Below are 12,242 nucleotides of genomic sequence, written 5' to 3' on the forward strand. Positions count from 1 at the left end.
CTACGCAGAACCGGTTCCGTTTAGTTAGAGATACCCTGCCGGCCCCGTGGATCGGGCCCGGCACTCAGCAGGAAGGAGTCCATCATGAGCAGCGTCACTGTAGACCACGTGTCGCCGGGCCACGGCCACGGTCACGATGACCACCACCACGCCATCCCCACCGGCTGGCGCCGCTGGCTTTTCGCCACCAACCACAAAGACATCGGGACGATGTACCTCATCTTCTCGTTCGTCATGCTGCTGGAAGGCGGCACGCTGGCCTTGCTGCTGCGCACCGAGCTGTTCGAGCCCGGCCTGCAGTTCTTCCGCCCCGAGCTTTTCAACCAGTTCACCACCATGCACGGCCTGGTGATGGTGTTCGGCGCCATCATGCCGGCCTTCGTGGGCTTCGCGAACTGGATGATCCCGATGCAGATCGGCGCTTCCGACATGGCCTTCGCGCGCATGAACAACTTCAGCTTCTGGCTGCTGCCCATGGCCGCCATCATGCTGACGGCCTCGTTCTTCGTGCCCGGCGGCGCCACCGCGGCCGGCTGGACCCTGTACGCGCCGCTGTCGCTGCAGATGGGCCCCGGCATGGATCTGGCGATCTTCGCGCTGCACATCATGGGCGCCTCGTCCATCATGGGCGCGATCAACATCATCGTCACCATCCTGAACATGCGCGCGCCCGGCCTGACGCTGATGAAGATGCCGCTGTTCTGCTGGACCTGGCTGATCACCGCCTTCCTGCTGCTGGCCGTGATGCCGGTGCTGGCCGCCGCCATCACCATGGTGCTGACCGACCGCCATTTCGGCACGGGCTTCTTCAACGCCGCCGCCGGCGGCGACCCGGTGCTGTACCAGCACGTGTTCTGGTTCTTCGGGCACCCCGAGGTCTACATCATGATCCTGCCGGCGTTCGGCATCGTGTCGGCCATCGTTCCCGCCTTCGCCCGCAAGAAGCTGTTCGGCTACGCCTCCATGGTGTACGCCACCGCCTCCATCGCCGTGCTGTCCTTCATCGTGTGGGCGCACCACATGTTCACCACCGGCATGCCGGTGACCGGCCAGCTCTACTTCATGTACGCCACCATGCTCATCTCCATCCCGACCGGGGTGAAGGTGTTCAACTGGGTCGCCACCATGTGGCGCGGCTCCATGACGTTCGAGACCCCGATGCTGTTCTCGATCGGCTTCATCTTCGTGTTCACCATGGGCGGCTTCACCGGCCTGATCCTGTCGGTGGCCCCGATCGACATCCAGGTGCACGACACCTACTACGTGGTGGCCCACTTCCACTACGTGCTGGTGGCCGGCTCGCTGTTCGCGCTGTTCGCCGGCGCCTACTACTGGGTGCCCAAATGGACCGGCCGCATGTACAGCGAAAAGCTGGGCAAGCTGCACTTCTGGTCCACGCTGATCTCGTTCAACGTGACCTTCTTCCCGATGCACTTCCTGGGCCTGGCCGGCATGCCGCGCCGCTACGCCGACTACGCAGGGCAGTTCACGACCTTCCACCAGATGGCCACCATCGGCGCGTTCTGGTTCGGCCTGTCGCAGCTGATCTTCCTGTGGGCGATCCTGCGCTGCTACCGCGGCAAGGGCGAAGTCGCCGCCGCCAAGCCGTGGGACGGCGCCGAAGGCCTGGAATGGACGGTGCCCTCGCCCGCGCCCTTCCACACCTTCGAGACTCCGCCCGAAGTGAAGTAAACCGCTTTCACGTTCCAGGTAGCACAGCCATGACACCCGAGCAGCGCCGCCGCAACAAGATCGCAGGATTGGTCCTGCTGGCTTTCGTCATCGCCGTGTTCGCCTGGACCGTGCTGCGCGGCTCGGCCCTGATGTCCGGCATCGCGCTCAAATAGGCCCGGCCATGAGCGACGACCTGCGCGAGACCGCCCAGCGCAAGCTGAGCTTCCTGCAAACCATGAAGGCGGTGGCATGGGGATTCTTCGGGGTCCGCAAGGGGGCGGGCCACCGGGAGGACATCGCCAAGCTCAACCCGGTCCACGTGATCCTGGGCGGACTGCTGGCAGCGGCCATCTTCGTTACTGTGCTGGTATTAATTGTGCGTTGGGCCGTTTCCAGCCTGACTTGACTCACTTGATTCTATAAATCTGTACCAGGGAGAAAGCCATGAGTGCAAGCCACTCGGTTCAAGGTAAAGAGGCACCGTACTACTTTGTGCCCGCCGACTCGGGTCACCCCGTGCGCACGGCCGTGACGCTGCTCGTGATGGCCCTGAGCGCCACGGCCTGGTTCAACGGCGTGGGCTGGGCCAAATGGACCCTGCTGGTGGGCTTCGTCGGCCTGATCTCGGTGCTGTACTTCTGGTTCGGCGACGCCATCCAGGAATCCGAGTCCGGCCTGAACAGCAAGCGCATCGACGGTTCGTACCGCTGGGGCATGAGCTGGTTCATCTTCTCCGAAGTCATGTTCTTCGCGGCGTTCTTCGGCGCCCTCTGGTACACCCGCACCGTCACCACGCCGTGGCTGGGCGACATGGACCACCGGCTGATGCTGTGGCCCGACTTCCAGGCCGTGTGGCCGAACTTCGGCCCGGCCGGCGTGGTCGAGCAGTTCCAGACCGTCGGCCCCTTCTGGCTGCCCACGATCAACACCGCGCTGCTGCTGAGCTCCGGCGTCACGCTGACCATCGCCCACCACGCGCTGCGCGAAAACCACCGCGGCAAGGCCATTTTCTGGCTGCTGGCCACGGTCGTGCTGGGCTTCGTCTTCGTCGCCTGCCAGGCCTATGAATACCACCATGCCTACACCGAGCTGAACCTCAAGTTCAACTCCGGCGCCTACGGCTCGCTGTTCTACATGCTTACCGGCTTCCACGGCTTCCACGTGCTGCTGGGCGCGACCATGCTGACCGTGATCCTCGTGCGCCTGATCCGCGGCCACTTCACCGCCGACCACCACTTCGGGTTCGAAGGGGCGGCGTGGTACTGGCACTTCGTGGACGTGGTGTGGCTGGGGCTGTACTTGTTTGTGTATTGGTTCTGAGGTGGGGAGTGCGCTGGCCGCGGGAGATGGCGGCTGGCGTCGGCTGATGGGTTGCGCGTTGGGGGGTTGAGTTCTTGCTTAAGAATTCTCGCGCGGCACCCATCCTACGCCGTCGTGTCGTCATGCCGTCATGTCGACGGCCGCCCGGCGGCGGGGAACCTCGCCAGGCCAGGCCTATCTAAGGCCTGTGCTCTCGATCCAGCCCATGTGGTGGGCGAACAGCACGAACAGGAAAAGGGCCACGGACAGCCCGATGCGTACCGTCAGCGCGTTCACCGTGCGGTTGGTGGTGCCTTTGTCCCGCATCAGGTAGACCAGGGCGGATGCCAGACTGGCCAGAATACCGATAAAGGCCAGGACGACGAAAACGCGCATGGTGGTCTCCGGACAAATCAGAGTTATTGAAGAAAGATGGCCCGACCGCATTCAACCCGCAACACGGTAGCTGCCCTGCTGCTGCTCGGCGCCGCCGTGGTGGTTCTGGCGTCGCTCGGGCAATGGCAGCTGCGCCGCGGCGACGAGCGACGCGCCATTCTGGCGGCTATCGAGGCCGGCCGCAAGCAAGCGCCGCTGCCCTTGACGCCGGCCACCGACCCCGCCGCCATGACGGCATGGCGCGCCGCGCGGGCCACGGGCGTGTGGCTGCCGCAATTCAGTGTACTGCTGGACAACCGCAACCAGGACGGCAAGCCCGGCTACTGGCTGGCCACGCCGCTGCGGCTCGACGGCCCCGAAGGCCGCGCCGTGTTGGTGCTGCGCGGTTGGCTGCCGCGCGTCATGGCCGCGCCCGGACAGGGGCCGGCGCAGCCCGACCTGCCCGCCGCGCCCGCCGGGCCGCAGACCGTGGCGGGCGAACTTTCGCCGCGCGTGCCGCGGCTGTTCGAGATCTGGTCCCTGGGCGGGTCCGACGAGTCGGCCCTGCCGGCCGCGCTGCCGGCGGCGGGCGGCGCGGCGCCGCAGGTGCAGAACCTGCCGCTGGAGGAATACGCGAAGGCGACCGGCCTGGCCTTGCTGCCCACGGTGCTGATGCAGTCGGACGACGGCGCCGGCGACGGCCTGGTGCGCGACTGGCCGCAGCCCTCGGTGGATTTCCAGCAGAACACCTCTTATGCCGTACAGTGGTTCGCTTTCGCCTCGATCGCCGCCATCGCGTGGCTGGTGGTGCTGGGGGGCGCCATCCGCCGCATGAGGCGCTCATCCGCAACCCGCAACACAGGATAAAAAGTGGCTCGCGACATTTCTTCCAACCGGCCCGCAGGCAAGCGTTCGCTGCTGCCCATGCTGCTGGTGTTCCTGTGCTCTTTGGCGCCCATCGTCGGCGCCGTCGTGGTGTACATGAACCCGCAGTGGTGGCCCGCCGAGTCCAGCAACTACGGCGCGCTCATCGAGCCGCAGCGGCCCATGCCCGCGGCCGGCGAACTGCGCCTGACCACGCTGGACGGCCGGCCCTTCGACCTGCAGAGCCTGAAAGGAAAATGGCTGCTGGTGGCCGCCGACGGCGGCGCCTGCCCCGACAGCTGCGCGCGCAAGCTCTTCATCACGCGCAACAGCCACGCCAGCCAGGGCAAGAACGTGGAGCGCCTGGCGCGCATCTGGTTCATCACCGACGACGCGCCGGTGCCGGAAAAAGTGCTGGAGGCCTACAAGGGCACGGTGATGGTGCGCGCCGACCCCGACCAGCTGGCGCGCTTCCTGCTGGCGCGCGAGCGCGCCGCCGGCCAGCCCGGCCTGCAGGACCCGATCTGGGTGATCGATCCGCTGGGCAACCTGATGATGCAGTTCCCGGCCGAGGCCGACGGGGTGAAGGTCCGCAAGGACATCAGCAAACTGGTCTATAACTCAAGAGTAGGGTAGGTCCCCCCCCCGAAGCGCCTTTGGCGCTTCCCCCCCAGGGGGGCGCCGCTACGGACCGGCGGAGCCGGATCCGTGCGGCCTGGGTTGTGGGGCGTTGGTTTGATGCGGCGTGCGGTTTTGTGGCGCGTAATTTGATTTTTTGCCGTTTTTTTATTGTTTTTATGGATATCGAACGCCTTCGGACGCGTTATCGCAAGCTGGTTTTTTTCACCTGGTTCCTGACGCTGGACCTCATCATGTTCGGCGCTTTCGTGCGCCTGACCGATTCGGGGCTGGGCTGTCCCGACTGGCCGGGCTGCTACGGCAGCGTGACGCCGCTGGGCGCCATGGGCGATATCCATGAAGCGTCGCAGGCCATGCCTTTCGGTCCCGTCACGCTGTCCAAGGCCTGGATCGAGATGATCCACCGCTATGTCGGTTCCATCCTGGGCATGCTCATCATCGGCATCGTCTACATGGCCTGGCGCTATCGCCGCGAACTGGGCCGTTCGCCGGCCCTGGCCGTGACCACGCTGGTGGCCGTCTGCGTGCAGGGCGCGTTCGGCGCCTGGACCGTGACCCACAAGCTCATGCCCGCCGTCGTCACCGCGCATCTGGTGTTCGGCCTGTCGGTGCTGGCGCTGATGACCTGGCTGTCGGCGCGCGAGCGTCCGCACCTGGCCCTGTCGGCGGCCGCCGCGCGCTGGAGGCCGTGGGTGGCCGGGGGCTTCGCCCTGCTGCTGGTGCAGGTGACGCTGGGCGGCTGGGTCAGCACCAACTACGCCGCGCTGGCCTGCATGGACTTTCCCATGTGCCACGGCCAGTGGGTGCCCGAAATGGACTTCCGCGGCGGCTATTCGGTGATCCGCGCGCTGGGCGAGCTGCCCTCGGGCGAGATGATTTCGCAGCCGGCGCTCACCGCGATCCACTGGGTCCACCGCAATTTCGCCTTCGTGGTGTTCCTGTACCTCGGCACGCTGGCCTGGCGGCTGCGCGCCGAGCCCGGCCTGCGCGGCCCCGCCACGCTGATGCTGGCGCTGCTGGCGGCGCAGCTGCTGACCGGCCTGACCACGATCTTCTTCCAGTGGCCGCTGCTGATCGCGGTGCTGCACAACGGCGGCGCCGCCGGCCTGACGCTGGCCGCGGTCGTATTGATGGTGCGTTTGTCCACGGCAGGGCGTGCGCCGGCGGGGAATTACGGCCCCGATTTGGTGCGCGTTTAAAATAGGGCTCATCATGACCAGTATTGCCGCTCCCCAATCCGGATTGCTCCGCCAGTATTTCGTCCTCACCAAGCCGCGCGTGACGCAGCTGGCGGTGTTTTGCGCCGTGATCGGCATGTTCCTGGCCGCGCCCGGCATTCCCGACATGCGCCGGGTGCTGTTCGGCACCATCGGCATCTGGCTGCTGGCCGCCGCCGCCTTCGCCATCAACTGCCTGATCGAACAGGAAGTCGACGCGCGCATGCTGCGCACGGCGCGCCGCGCCACCGCGCGCGGCACGATCTCGGCGTTCCAGGTGCTGAGCCTGTCGGGCCTGCTGGGCGGGGCCGGCATGTTCGTGCTGTACCACCTGGTCAACCCGCTGACCATGTGGCTGACCTTCGCCACCTTCGTCGGCTACGCCGTCATCTACACGGTCATCCTCAAGCCGCGTACGCCGCAGAATATCGTCATCGGCGGGCTGTCCGGCGCCATGCCGCCGGCCCTGGGCTGGGCCGCGGTGGCCGATTCCGTGCCGGCCGAGGCCTGGGTCCTGGTCCTCATCATCTTCATCTGGACGCCGCCGCACTTCTGGGCGCTGGCGCTGTACCGCAACCACGATTACGCCAAGGCCGGCCTGCCCATGCTGCCGGTGACGCACGGCAACCAGTTCACGCGCCTGCACATCCTGCTCTACAGCGTGGCCCTGATGGCCACCACGCTGCTGCCCTACGCCATCCGCATGAGCGGTGAACTCTACCTGGCCAGCGCGCTGGCGCTGGGCGGCATGTTCGTGTCGTATGCATGGCGGCTGTACCGCGCCTACAGCGACGAGCTGGCGCGCAGCATGTTCCGTTTTTCCATTCTTTACCTGGCGCTGCTGTTCGGCGCCCTGCTGGCGGACCACTGGGTCGGCCTGCTGCGCTGATGTCCTGGAGGTTGTCGATGTCCGTGTTTTCCGCCAGCCGCCGGCTGGCCCTGCGACTGGGCGCAGCCGCCGCCTTCGCCGCCGCCCTGGCCGCCTGCGGCGAGAGCGCGCCCGCTTTCAAGGGCAGCGACATCAGCGGCACCCAGCTGGGCCGTGGCATGGAGCTGTCCGATTTCAACGGCAAGACGCGCCAGTTGTCCGACTTCGCCGGCAAGGTCGTGGTGGTGTTCTTCGGCTTCACCCAGTGCCCGGACGTGTGCCCCACGTCGCTGGCCGAACTGGGCGAAGTCATGAAAAAGCTGGGGCCTGACGCCGACCGCGTCCAGGTGCTGCTGATTTCGGTCGATCCCGAGCGCGACACGCCCGAGGTCCTGAAGCAATACGTGACCGCCTTCGATCCGCGCTTCCTGGGCCTGACCGGCACGCCGGACCAGGTCAAGAAGGCCGCGGCGTCGTTCAAGGCCTATTACGCCAAGGCGCCCACCAAGGACGGCGGCTACACCATGGACCACACCGCCGCCTTCTACCTGTTCGACGGCAAGGGCGAATCGCGGGTGCTGGCCAACAACAATCTCGGCGTGGACGCGCTGGCCCACGACATCCAGGCGCTGCTGAAGCAGTAACTAAAGCGTCGCCGCCCAGCCGTCCAGCGCGGCGCGCGCCGCCTCGCCGAGTTCGGCGGTGGCGATCTCGCGGCGGTGGGCCATGATCATCAGCGCGTAGGGCGCCGCCAGCGCGGCCGCCTCGGGGCAGAGCCGGCATTCGTCGCCGACCGAGGGCGATACGTTGCGCCAGTAATTGATCGCCTGTTCGAGCTGGGGCAGGGTGATGACGGAGTCCATGGACCTATTGTCCACGATTGGCCTGCGCTGTCCACCGGCGCGCCGGGCTGCAAAGAAGCGTCACCATCGCAACATGCCGAAACCGCGGGCGGGTGCTATACCACTGCCGGTTAGTAACGATGGAGCATCGTCATGAGTACCCCTACCCGAATCGACTCTCCGCGCCGCGGCCTGCATCCGCTGGTCGCGGCCGCCGCAATCGCCGTCATCGTCATGTGCTCGGTCGGCGTGGCCGCCGTGATGGGCTGGCTGCCCACGCCTTCGGCCAATCCGCATGCCGACGAACCGGTGGCCGAGGCCGGCCCGGAAGGCGCCAACCTGGCCCCGCTGCCGGCCGAATCGGCGCAGGCCGCGGCCCAGACGCCGTCCCAGCCCGCGCCTGCGCCCAAGGCCCGTCCTGCCCCCGCCCCGGCGCCCGCTCCCGCTCCCGCGCCCGCCAAGCAGGCCTGCGCCAACTGCGGCGTGGTCGAAACCATCCGCCAGGTGCAGGTGCCGGCCAAGGACGATAGCAACCATCTGGTCGGCACCATCGCCGGCGGCGTGGCCGGCGGGGTGGTCGGCAACCAGTTCGGCGGCGGCAGCGGCAAGACCGCGCTGACCGTGCTGGGCGCGGTCGGCGGCGCTTTGGCAGGCCGTGAAGTTGAGCGTAATATCAGACAGCAACAAACGGTGACGCACTATGAGCTCACCGTGCGCATGAACGACGGCAGCAAGCGCCAGTTCCGCAGCGCCCAGCCGTTCGCGTTCGCTTCGGGCGACCACGTGCGCGTGGAAAACAATCAGCTGCTGCCGGGATGAGCCCGGCGCGAGCCTAATCATCCGTCTTTGGGGAGACCAGGAATGAGCGACCAACAATCCAACCCGTTCGTCCTGCCCGGCATGGGCCAGCATTCCGACTTGTCGGGCAACCCGCTGCTGGCCAGCATGGAAATGATGCGCCAGGCCTGGGCCGGGCTGACCGGGCCCGGCGGCCTGGCCAGCAGCCTGCCCATGGCTCCCCCGATGAACCTCGAAGACCTGGACCGCCGCATCGCCGAACTGCGCTCGGTGGAAAACTGGCTGCGCATGAACCTGAGCATGCTCTCCAGCACGATCCAGGGCATGGAAGTGCAGCGCTCCACCATCAGCACGCTGCGCGCCTTCGTCGACAGCGCGGCCAACATGGACATGGCGGCCGTGCGCGCCAGCGGCGCGGCCTCGCCGCTGGAAGTGGTGCTGGGGCTGAAGCCCGCGCCCAAGCCGGCAGCGGCCAAGGCGCCGGAGAGCGCCGGCGCCAAGGACGGGCAGGCGCAGGCGGCGGCCGACGAGGCGCCCGCCAGCGCACCGGGCATGAGCGAGCAGATGGGCGCGGCGGCCCAGTCGGCCTCCAAGGCCTGGTGGGACCTGCTGCAGCAGCAGTTCAACCAGATCGCGGCCGCCACCGCCGCTTCCATGCCGGCCGCGCCCGCCGCCGCGCCCGCGCCGGCCAAACCGCAGGAACCCGCGCCCGAGGCGGGCGCCGCCAAGCCGGCGGCGCGCAAGCCCGCGGCCCGCGGCGCCAAGGCCGCCAAGAAAACCGGGCCTGGCGCGAGCTAGCCCTCTCTTTCAATCGATGCCCCGGCCGGCCGCCAGGCCGCCGGGCCGTCTCAACACCGTGGAACTTATGCTTAACGTAGTGATTCTCGCCGCCGGACTGGGCAAACGCATGCAGTCCGATCTTCCCAAAGTGCTGCACACGCTGGCGGGCAAGCCCATGCTGGCCCACGTGCTGGACAGCGCGCGCGCGCTCGAGCCGGCGCGCATCATCGTCGTGGTCGGCCACGGCGCGGATCGCGTCAAGCAGGCTTTCGAAGGACAGCCCGACCTGCACTTCGCGCTGCAGCAGCCGCAGCAGGGCACCGGCCACGCGGTGCAGCAGGCCGTGCCGCTGCTGCTGGAAGGCGGCGGCCAGGACGACGTGACGCTGGTGCTGTACGGCGACGTGCCGCTGGTGCAGCCCGACACGCTGCGCCGCCTGCTGCAGGCCCGCGGCGCCGGCGCCGCCGTGCTGACCGAAGTGCTGGCGGACTCCACCGGCTACGGCCGCATCGTGCGCGACGCCGCCGGCAACGTGTGCCGCATCGTCGAGCACAAGGACGCCTCCGAAGGCGAGCTCGCCATCAAGGAAGTCAACACCGGCATCCTCAGCGCGCCCACCGCCAGGCTCAAGGACTGGCTGTCCCGCATCGACAACAACAACGCCCAGGGCGAGTACTACCTGACCGACACGGTCGGCCTGGCCGTGGCCGACGGCGTGCCGGTGGGCGCGGCGCAGCCGGGCGCGGCCTGGGAGACGCTGGGCGTGAACAGCCGCGTCCAGCAGGCCGAACTGGAGCGCCGCTGGCAGGCCGAGCAGGCCCGCCGCCAGCTCGAAGCCGGCGTCACGCTGGCCGATCCGGCGCGCTTCGACGTGCGCGGCACGCTCACCTGCGGGCGCGACGTGTTCATCGACGTGGGCTGCGTGTTCGAAGGCAGCGTGACGCTGGCCGACGGCGTGCGCGTGGGCCCGCACTGCGTGCTGCGCGACGTCAGCGTCGGCGCGGGCACCCAGATCGAGGCCTTCAGCCACCTGCAGCAGGCCCTGGTGGGCAGCGACGCGCGCGTCGGCCCGTATGCGCGCCTGCGCCCCGGCGCCGAGCTCGGCGACCGCAGCCACGTGGGCAACTTCGTCGAGATCAAGAAAAGCGTGCTGGGCGAGGACAGCAAGGCCAATCACCTGGCCTACATCGGCGACGCCGACATCGGCGCGCGCGTGAACGTGGGGGCGGGCACCATCACCTGCAACTACGACGGCGTGAACAAGCACCGCACCGTCATCGAGGACGACGCCTTCATCGGCTCGGACACCCAGCTGGTGGCGCCGGTGCGCGTCGGCCGCGGCGCCACGCTGGGCGCGGGCACCACGCTGACGCGCGACGCGCCGGCCGACAAGCTGACCGTCTCGCGTCCCAAGCAGCTCACCATCGACGGTTGGCAGCGCCCGGTCAAGAAATCGTGATGGAACAGCAAGACCGGGCGCCGGGCGGCGGCGCCAAGCCCGCCCCGCCCGACGGCCTGCCGACGCCGCGGCGCTATTGGGCCGCGGCAACGGTGATGACGGGCATCAGCCTGTCGGTGCTGGACACCACCATCGCCAACGTCGCGCTGCCCACCATCGCAGTCGATCTCAATGCCTCGCCGGCCCAGGCGGTCTGGATCGTCAACGCCTACAACCTGGCCGTGGTGACCATGCTGCTGCCGCTGTCGGCGCTGGCCGAGCGCATCGGTTTCCGCCGCATGTTCTCCTTCGGCCTGGCGCTGTTCACGCTGGCCTCGCTGGGCTGCGCCCTGGCCGGCACGCTGTGGCAGCTGACGGCGGCGCGGGTGTTCCAGGGCATAGGCGCGGCCACGCTGATGTGCATGTTCGGCGGGCTGGTGCGCAACATCTATCCGCTCAAGCTGCTGGGCCGCGGCATCAGCATCAACGCCACCACCGTGGCCATCATGTCGGTGCTGGGGCCGACCATCGGCTCGGCCATTCTCTCGGTGGCGCCCTGGCCGTGGATCTTCGCGGTCAACCTGCCCATCTGCGTGCTGGCCATGCTGGGGCTACGCCACCTGCCGGAAGTGCCGCGCAACGACGTCAAGCTGGACTGGATCAGCGCCTTGCTGTGCATGCTGACCCTGGGCGTCTTCATTTCCGGCGTGGACATGATGGGCGAGGATCTGCTGCGCGGCATCGGCCTGGTGGCCATCGCCACGGTGGTCGGCCTGCTGCTGGTGCGCCGCGCCAGCCGCCAGCCCGCGCCGCTGGTGCCGGTGGACCTGCTGCGCATCCGCCCGCTGGCCTTCGCCGTGGCGGCCTCGGCCTGTACCTTCGCGGCGCAGATGGCGTCGTATGTGTCGCTGCCGTTCTATTTCCAGCAGGTGCTGGGCCGGCCCTACCTGGAGGTCGGCATGCTGATGGGCGCCTGGCCGGTGGGCACCGCCATCATCGCTCCCGTGGCGGGACGGCTGTCCGACCGCTACTCGGCCGCCACGCTCAGCGGCGTGGGCGCGGCCACCATGGTCATCGGCATGCTGTGGCTGGCCGTGCTGCCGGCCAGCGTCTCGAACTGGCCGGTCATCCTCGGGATGTTCGTGGCCGGCGTCGGCTTCGGGTTCTTCCAGACGCCCAACAACCGCGCCCTGCTGTCGTCGGCGCCCCGCTCGCGCAGCGGCGCGGCCGGCGGCCTGCAGGCCACCACCCGGGTGTTCGGCCAGAGCTTCGGCACCGCGCTGGTGGCGATCGCGTTCAGCATCAGCCTGGCCCACGGTCCGGCCCTGGCCCTGGTGCTGGGCATGATCTGCGCCGGCCTGGCGGTGGTGGTCAATACGGTGCGCTTCGCCAAGCTGTAGGGCGTCGGCCCCGCGCCGCTTCTATAATGGCGGCCTGCGCCCGGCTGC

The 12,242-nt window shown here is 68.2% G+C and carries 15 protein-coding genes; 13 read left to right on the forward strand and 2 right to left on the reverse strand.

The annotated features are described in order from the left end of the window. Nucleotides 1-84: 84 nt before the first annotated feature. Genes ctaD through AC1IQ6_RS00945 form a run of 4 tightly spaced genes read left to right on the forward strand, consistent with a single transcriptional unit; the run spans nt 85 to nt 2,994 of the window. Nucleotides 85-1,692, forward strand: coding sequence for a cytochrome c oxidase subunit I (gene ctaD / locus AC1IQ6_RS00930; RefSeq protein WP_102773066.1), 1,608 nt, complete (start codon nt 85-87; stop codon nt 1,690-1,692). A gap of 29 nt (nt 1,693-1,721) precedes the next feature. Next, a complete protein-coding gene (locus AC1IQ6_RS00935) occupies nt 1,722-1,847 on the forward strand; it encodes a cytochrome oxidase small assembly protein (RefSeq protein WP_209165517.1) in 126 nt (41 codons plus the stop codon). Nucleotides 1,848-1,855: 8 nt separating this feature from the next. Then, nucleotides 1,856-2,080: a DUF2970 domain-containing protein gene (locus tag AC1IQ6_RS00940; protein WP_102773067.1), complete on the forward strand. Its 225-nt coding sequence runs from the start codon at nt 1,856-1,858 to the stop codon at nt 2,078-2,080. Nucleotides 2,081-2,118: 38 nt separating this feature from the next. After that, nucleotides 2,119-2,994 carry a cytochrome c oxidase subunit 3 gene (locus AC1IQ6_RS00945; protein ID WP_102773068.1) on the forward strand — a complete coding sequence of 292 codons (876 nt, stop codon included), beginning with the start codon at nt 2,119-2,121 and terminating at the stop codon, nt 2,992-2,994. A gap of 174 nt (nt 2,995-3,168) precedes the next feature. Here the strand turns inward: AC1IQ6_RS00945 and AC1IQ6_RS00950 are convergent, their stop codons facing one another. Then, complete coding sequence (locus AC1IQ6_RS00950) at nt 3,169-3,369, reverse strand: twin transmembrane helix small protein (protein WP_102773069.1); 201 nt, start codon at nt 3,367-3,369, stop codon at nt 3,169-3,171. A 36-nt stretch (nt 3,370-3,405) separates the two neighbouring features. On the opposite strand from AC1IQ6_RS00950, the gene AC1IQ6_RS00955 reads away from it, so the two are divergent. The 5 genes from AC1IQ6_RS00955 (at nt 3,406) to AC1IQ6_RS00975 (ending at nt 7,580) form a co-directional block, all read left to right on the forward strand. Then, nucleotides 3,406-4,215: an SURF1 family protein gene (locus AC1IQ6_RS00955; protein WP_111826185.1), complete on the forward strand. Its 810-nt coding sequence runs from the start codon at nt 3,406-3,408 to the stop codon at nt 4,213-4,215. A 57-nt stretch (nt 4,216-4,272) separates the two neighbouring features. After that, nucleotides 4,273-4,848: an SCO family protein gene (locus AC1IQ6_RS00960; protein WP_102773516.1), complete on the forward strand. Its 576-nt coding sequence runs from the start codon at nt 4,273-4,275 to the stop codon at nt 4,846-4,848. Nucleotides 4,849-5,009: 161 nt separating this feature from the next. Next, nucleotides 5,010-6,050, forward strand: coding sequence for a COX15/CtaA family protein (locus tag AC1IQ6_RS00965; RefSeq protein WP_479730783.1), 1,041 nt, complete (start codon nt 5,010-5,012; stop codon nt 6,048-6,050). A gap of 13 nt (nt 6,051-6,063) precedes the next feature. After that, nucleotides 6,064-6,957 (forward strand): heme o synthase, encoded by an 894-nt coding sequence (gene cyoE, locus AC1IQ6_RS00970; RefSeq protein ID WP_102773071.1) that lies wholly within the window; start codon nt 6,064-6,066, stop codon nt 6,955-6,957. Nucleotides 6,958-6,974: 17 nt separating this feature from the next. After that, on the forward strand, nt 6,975-7,580 hold the full coding sequence (locus tag AC1IQ6_RS00975; RefSeq protein WP_485865657.1) for an SCO family protein: 606 nt from the start codon (nt 6,975-6,977) through the stop codon (nt 7,578-7,580). Here AC1IQ6_RS00975 and AC1IQ6_RS00980 read toward each other — a convergent pair whose 3' ends face one another. Next, nucleotides 7,581-7,799, reverse strand: a complete 219-nt coding sequence (locus AC1IQ6_RS00980; protein WP_111826183.1) for a DUF3717 domain-containing protein — start codon at nt 7,797-7,799, stop codon at nt 7,581-7,583. Between the two features lie 132 nt (nt 7,800-7,931). Here AC1IQ6_RS00980 and AC1IQ6_RS00985 point away from each other — a divergent pair, with 132 nt between their 5' ends. The 4 genes from AC1IQ6_RS00985 (at nt 7,932) to AC1IQ6_RS01000 (ending at nt 12,194) form a co-directional block, all read left to right on the forward strand. Further along, the gene (locus tag AC1IQ6_RS00985; RefSeq protein ID WP_485865658.1) at nt 7,932-8,597 is read left to right on the forward strand and encodes an outer membrane lipoprotein; all 666 of its coding nucleotides are present in this window, start codon (nt 7,932-7,934) and stop codon (nt 8,595-8,597) included. A gap of 42 nt (nt 8,598-8,639) precedes the next feature. Then, nucleotides 8,640-9,374, forward strand: a complete 735-nt coding sequence (locus AC1IQ6_RS00990) for a PhaM family polyhydroxyalkanoate granule multifunctional regulatory protein (protein WP_102773075.1) — start codon at nt 8,640-8,642, stop codon at nt 9,372-9,374. A 67-nt stretch (nt 9,375-9,441) separates the two neighbouring features. Continuing rightward, nucleotides 9,442-10,815: a bifunctional UDP-N-acetylglucosamine diphosphorylase/glucosamine-1-phosphate N-acetyltransferase GlmU gene (gene glmU / locus AC1IQ6_RS00995; RefSeq protein WP_102773076.1), complete on the forward strand. Its 1,374-nt coding sequence runs from the start codon at nt 9,442-9,444 to the stop codon at nt 10,813-10,815. Continuing rightward, nucleotides 10,815-12,194, forward strand: coding sequence for an MFS transporter (locus AC1IQ6_RS01000; RefSeq protein WP_102773077.1), 1,380 nt, complete (start codon nt 10,815-10,817; stop codon nt 12,192-12,194). Before glmU ends, AC1IQ6_RS01000 begins: the two co-directional genes overlap by 1 nt. Nucleotides 12,195-12,242 lie beyond the last annotated feature (48 nt).

The sequence above is a fragment of the Achromobacter sp. MUI-25009338 genome (assembly GCF_057359325.1).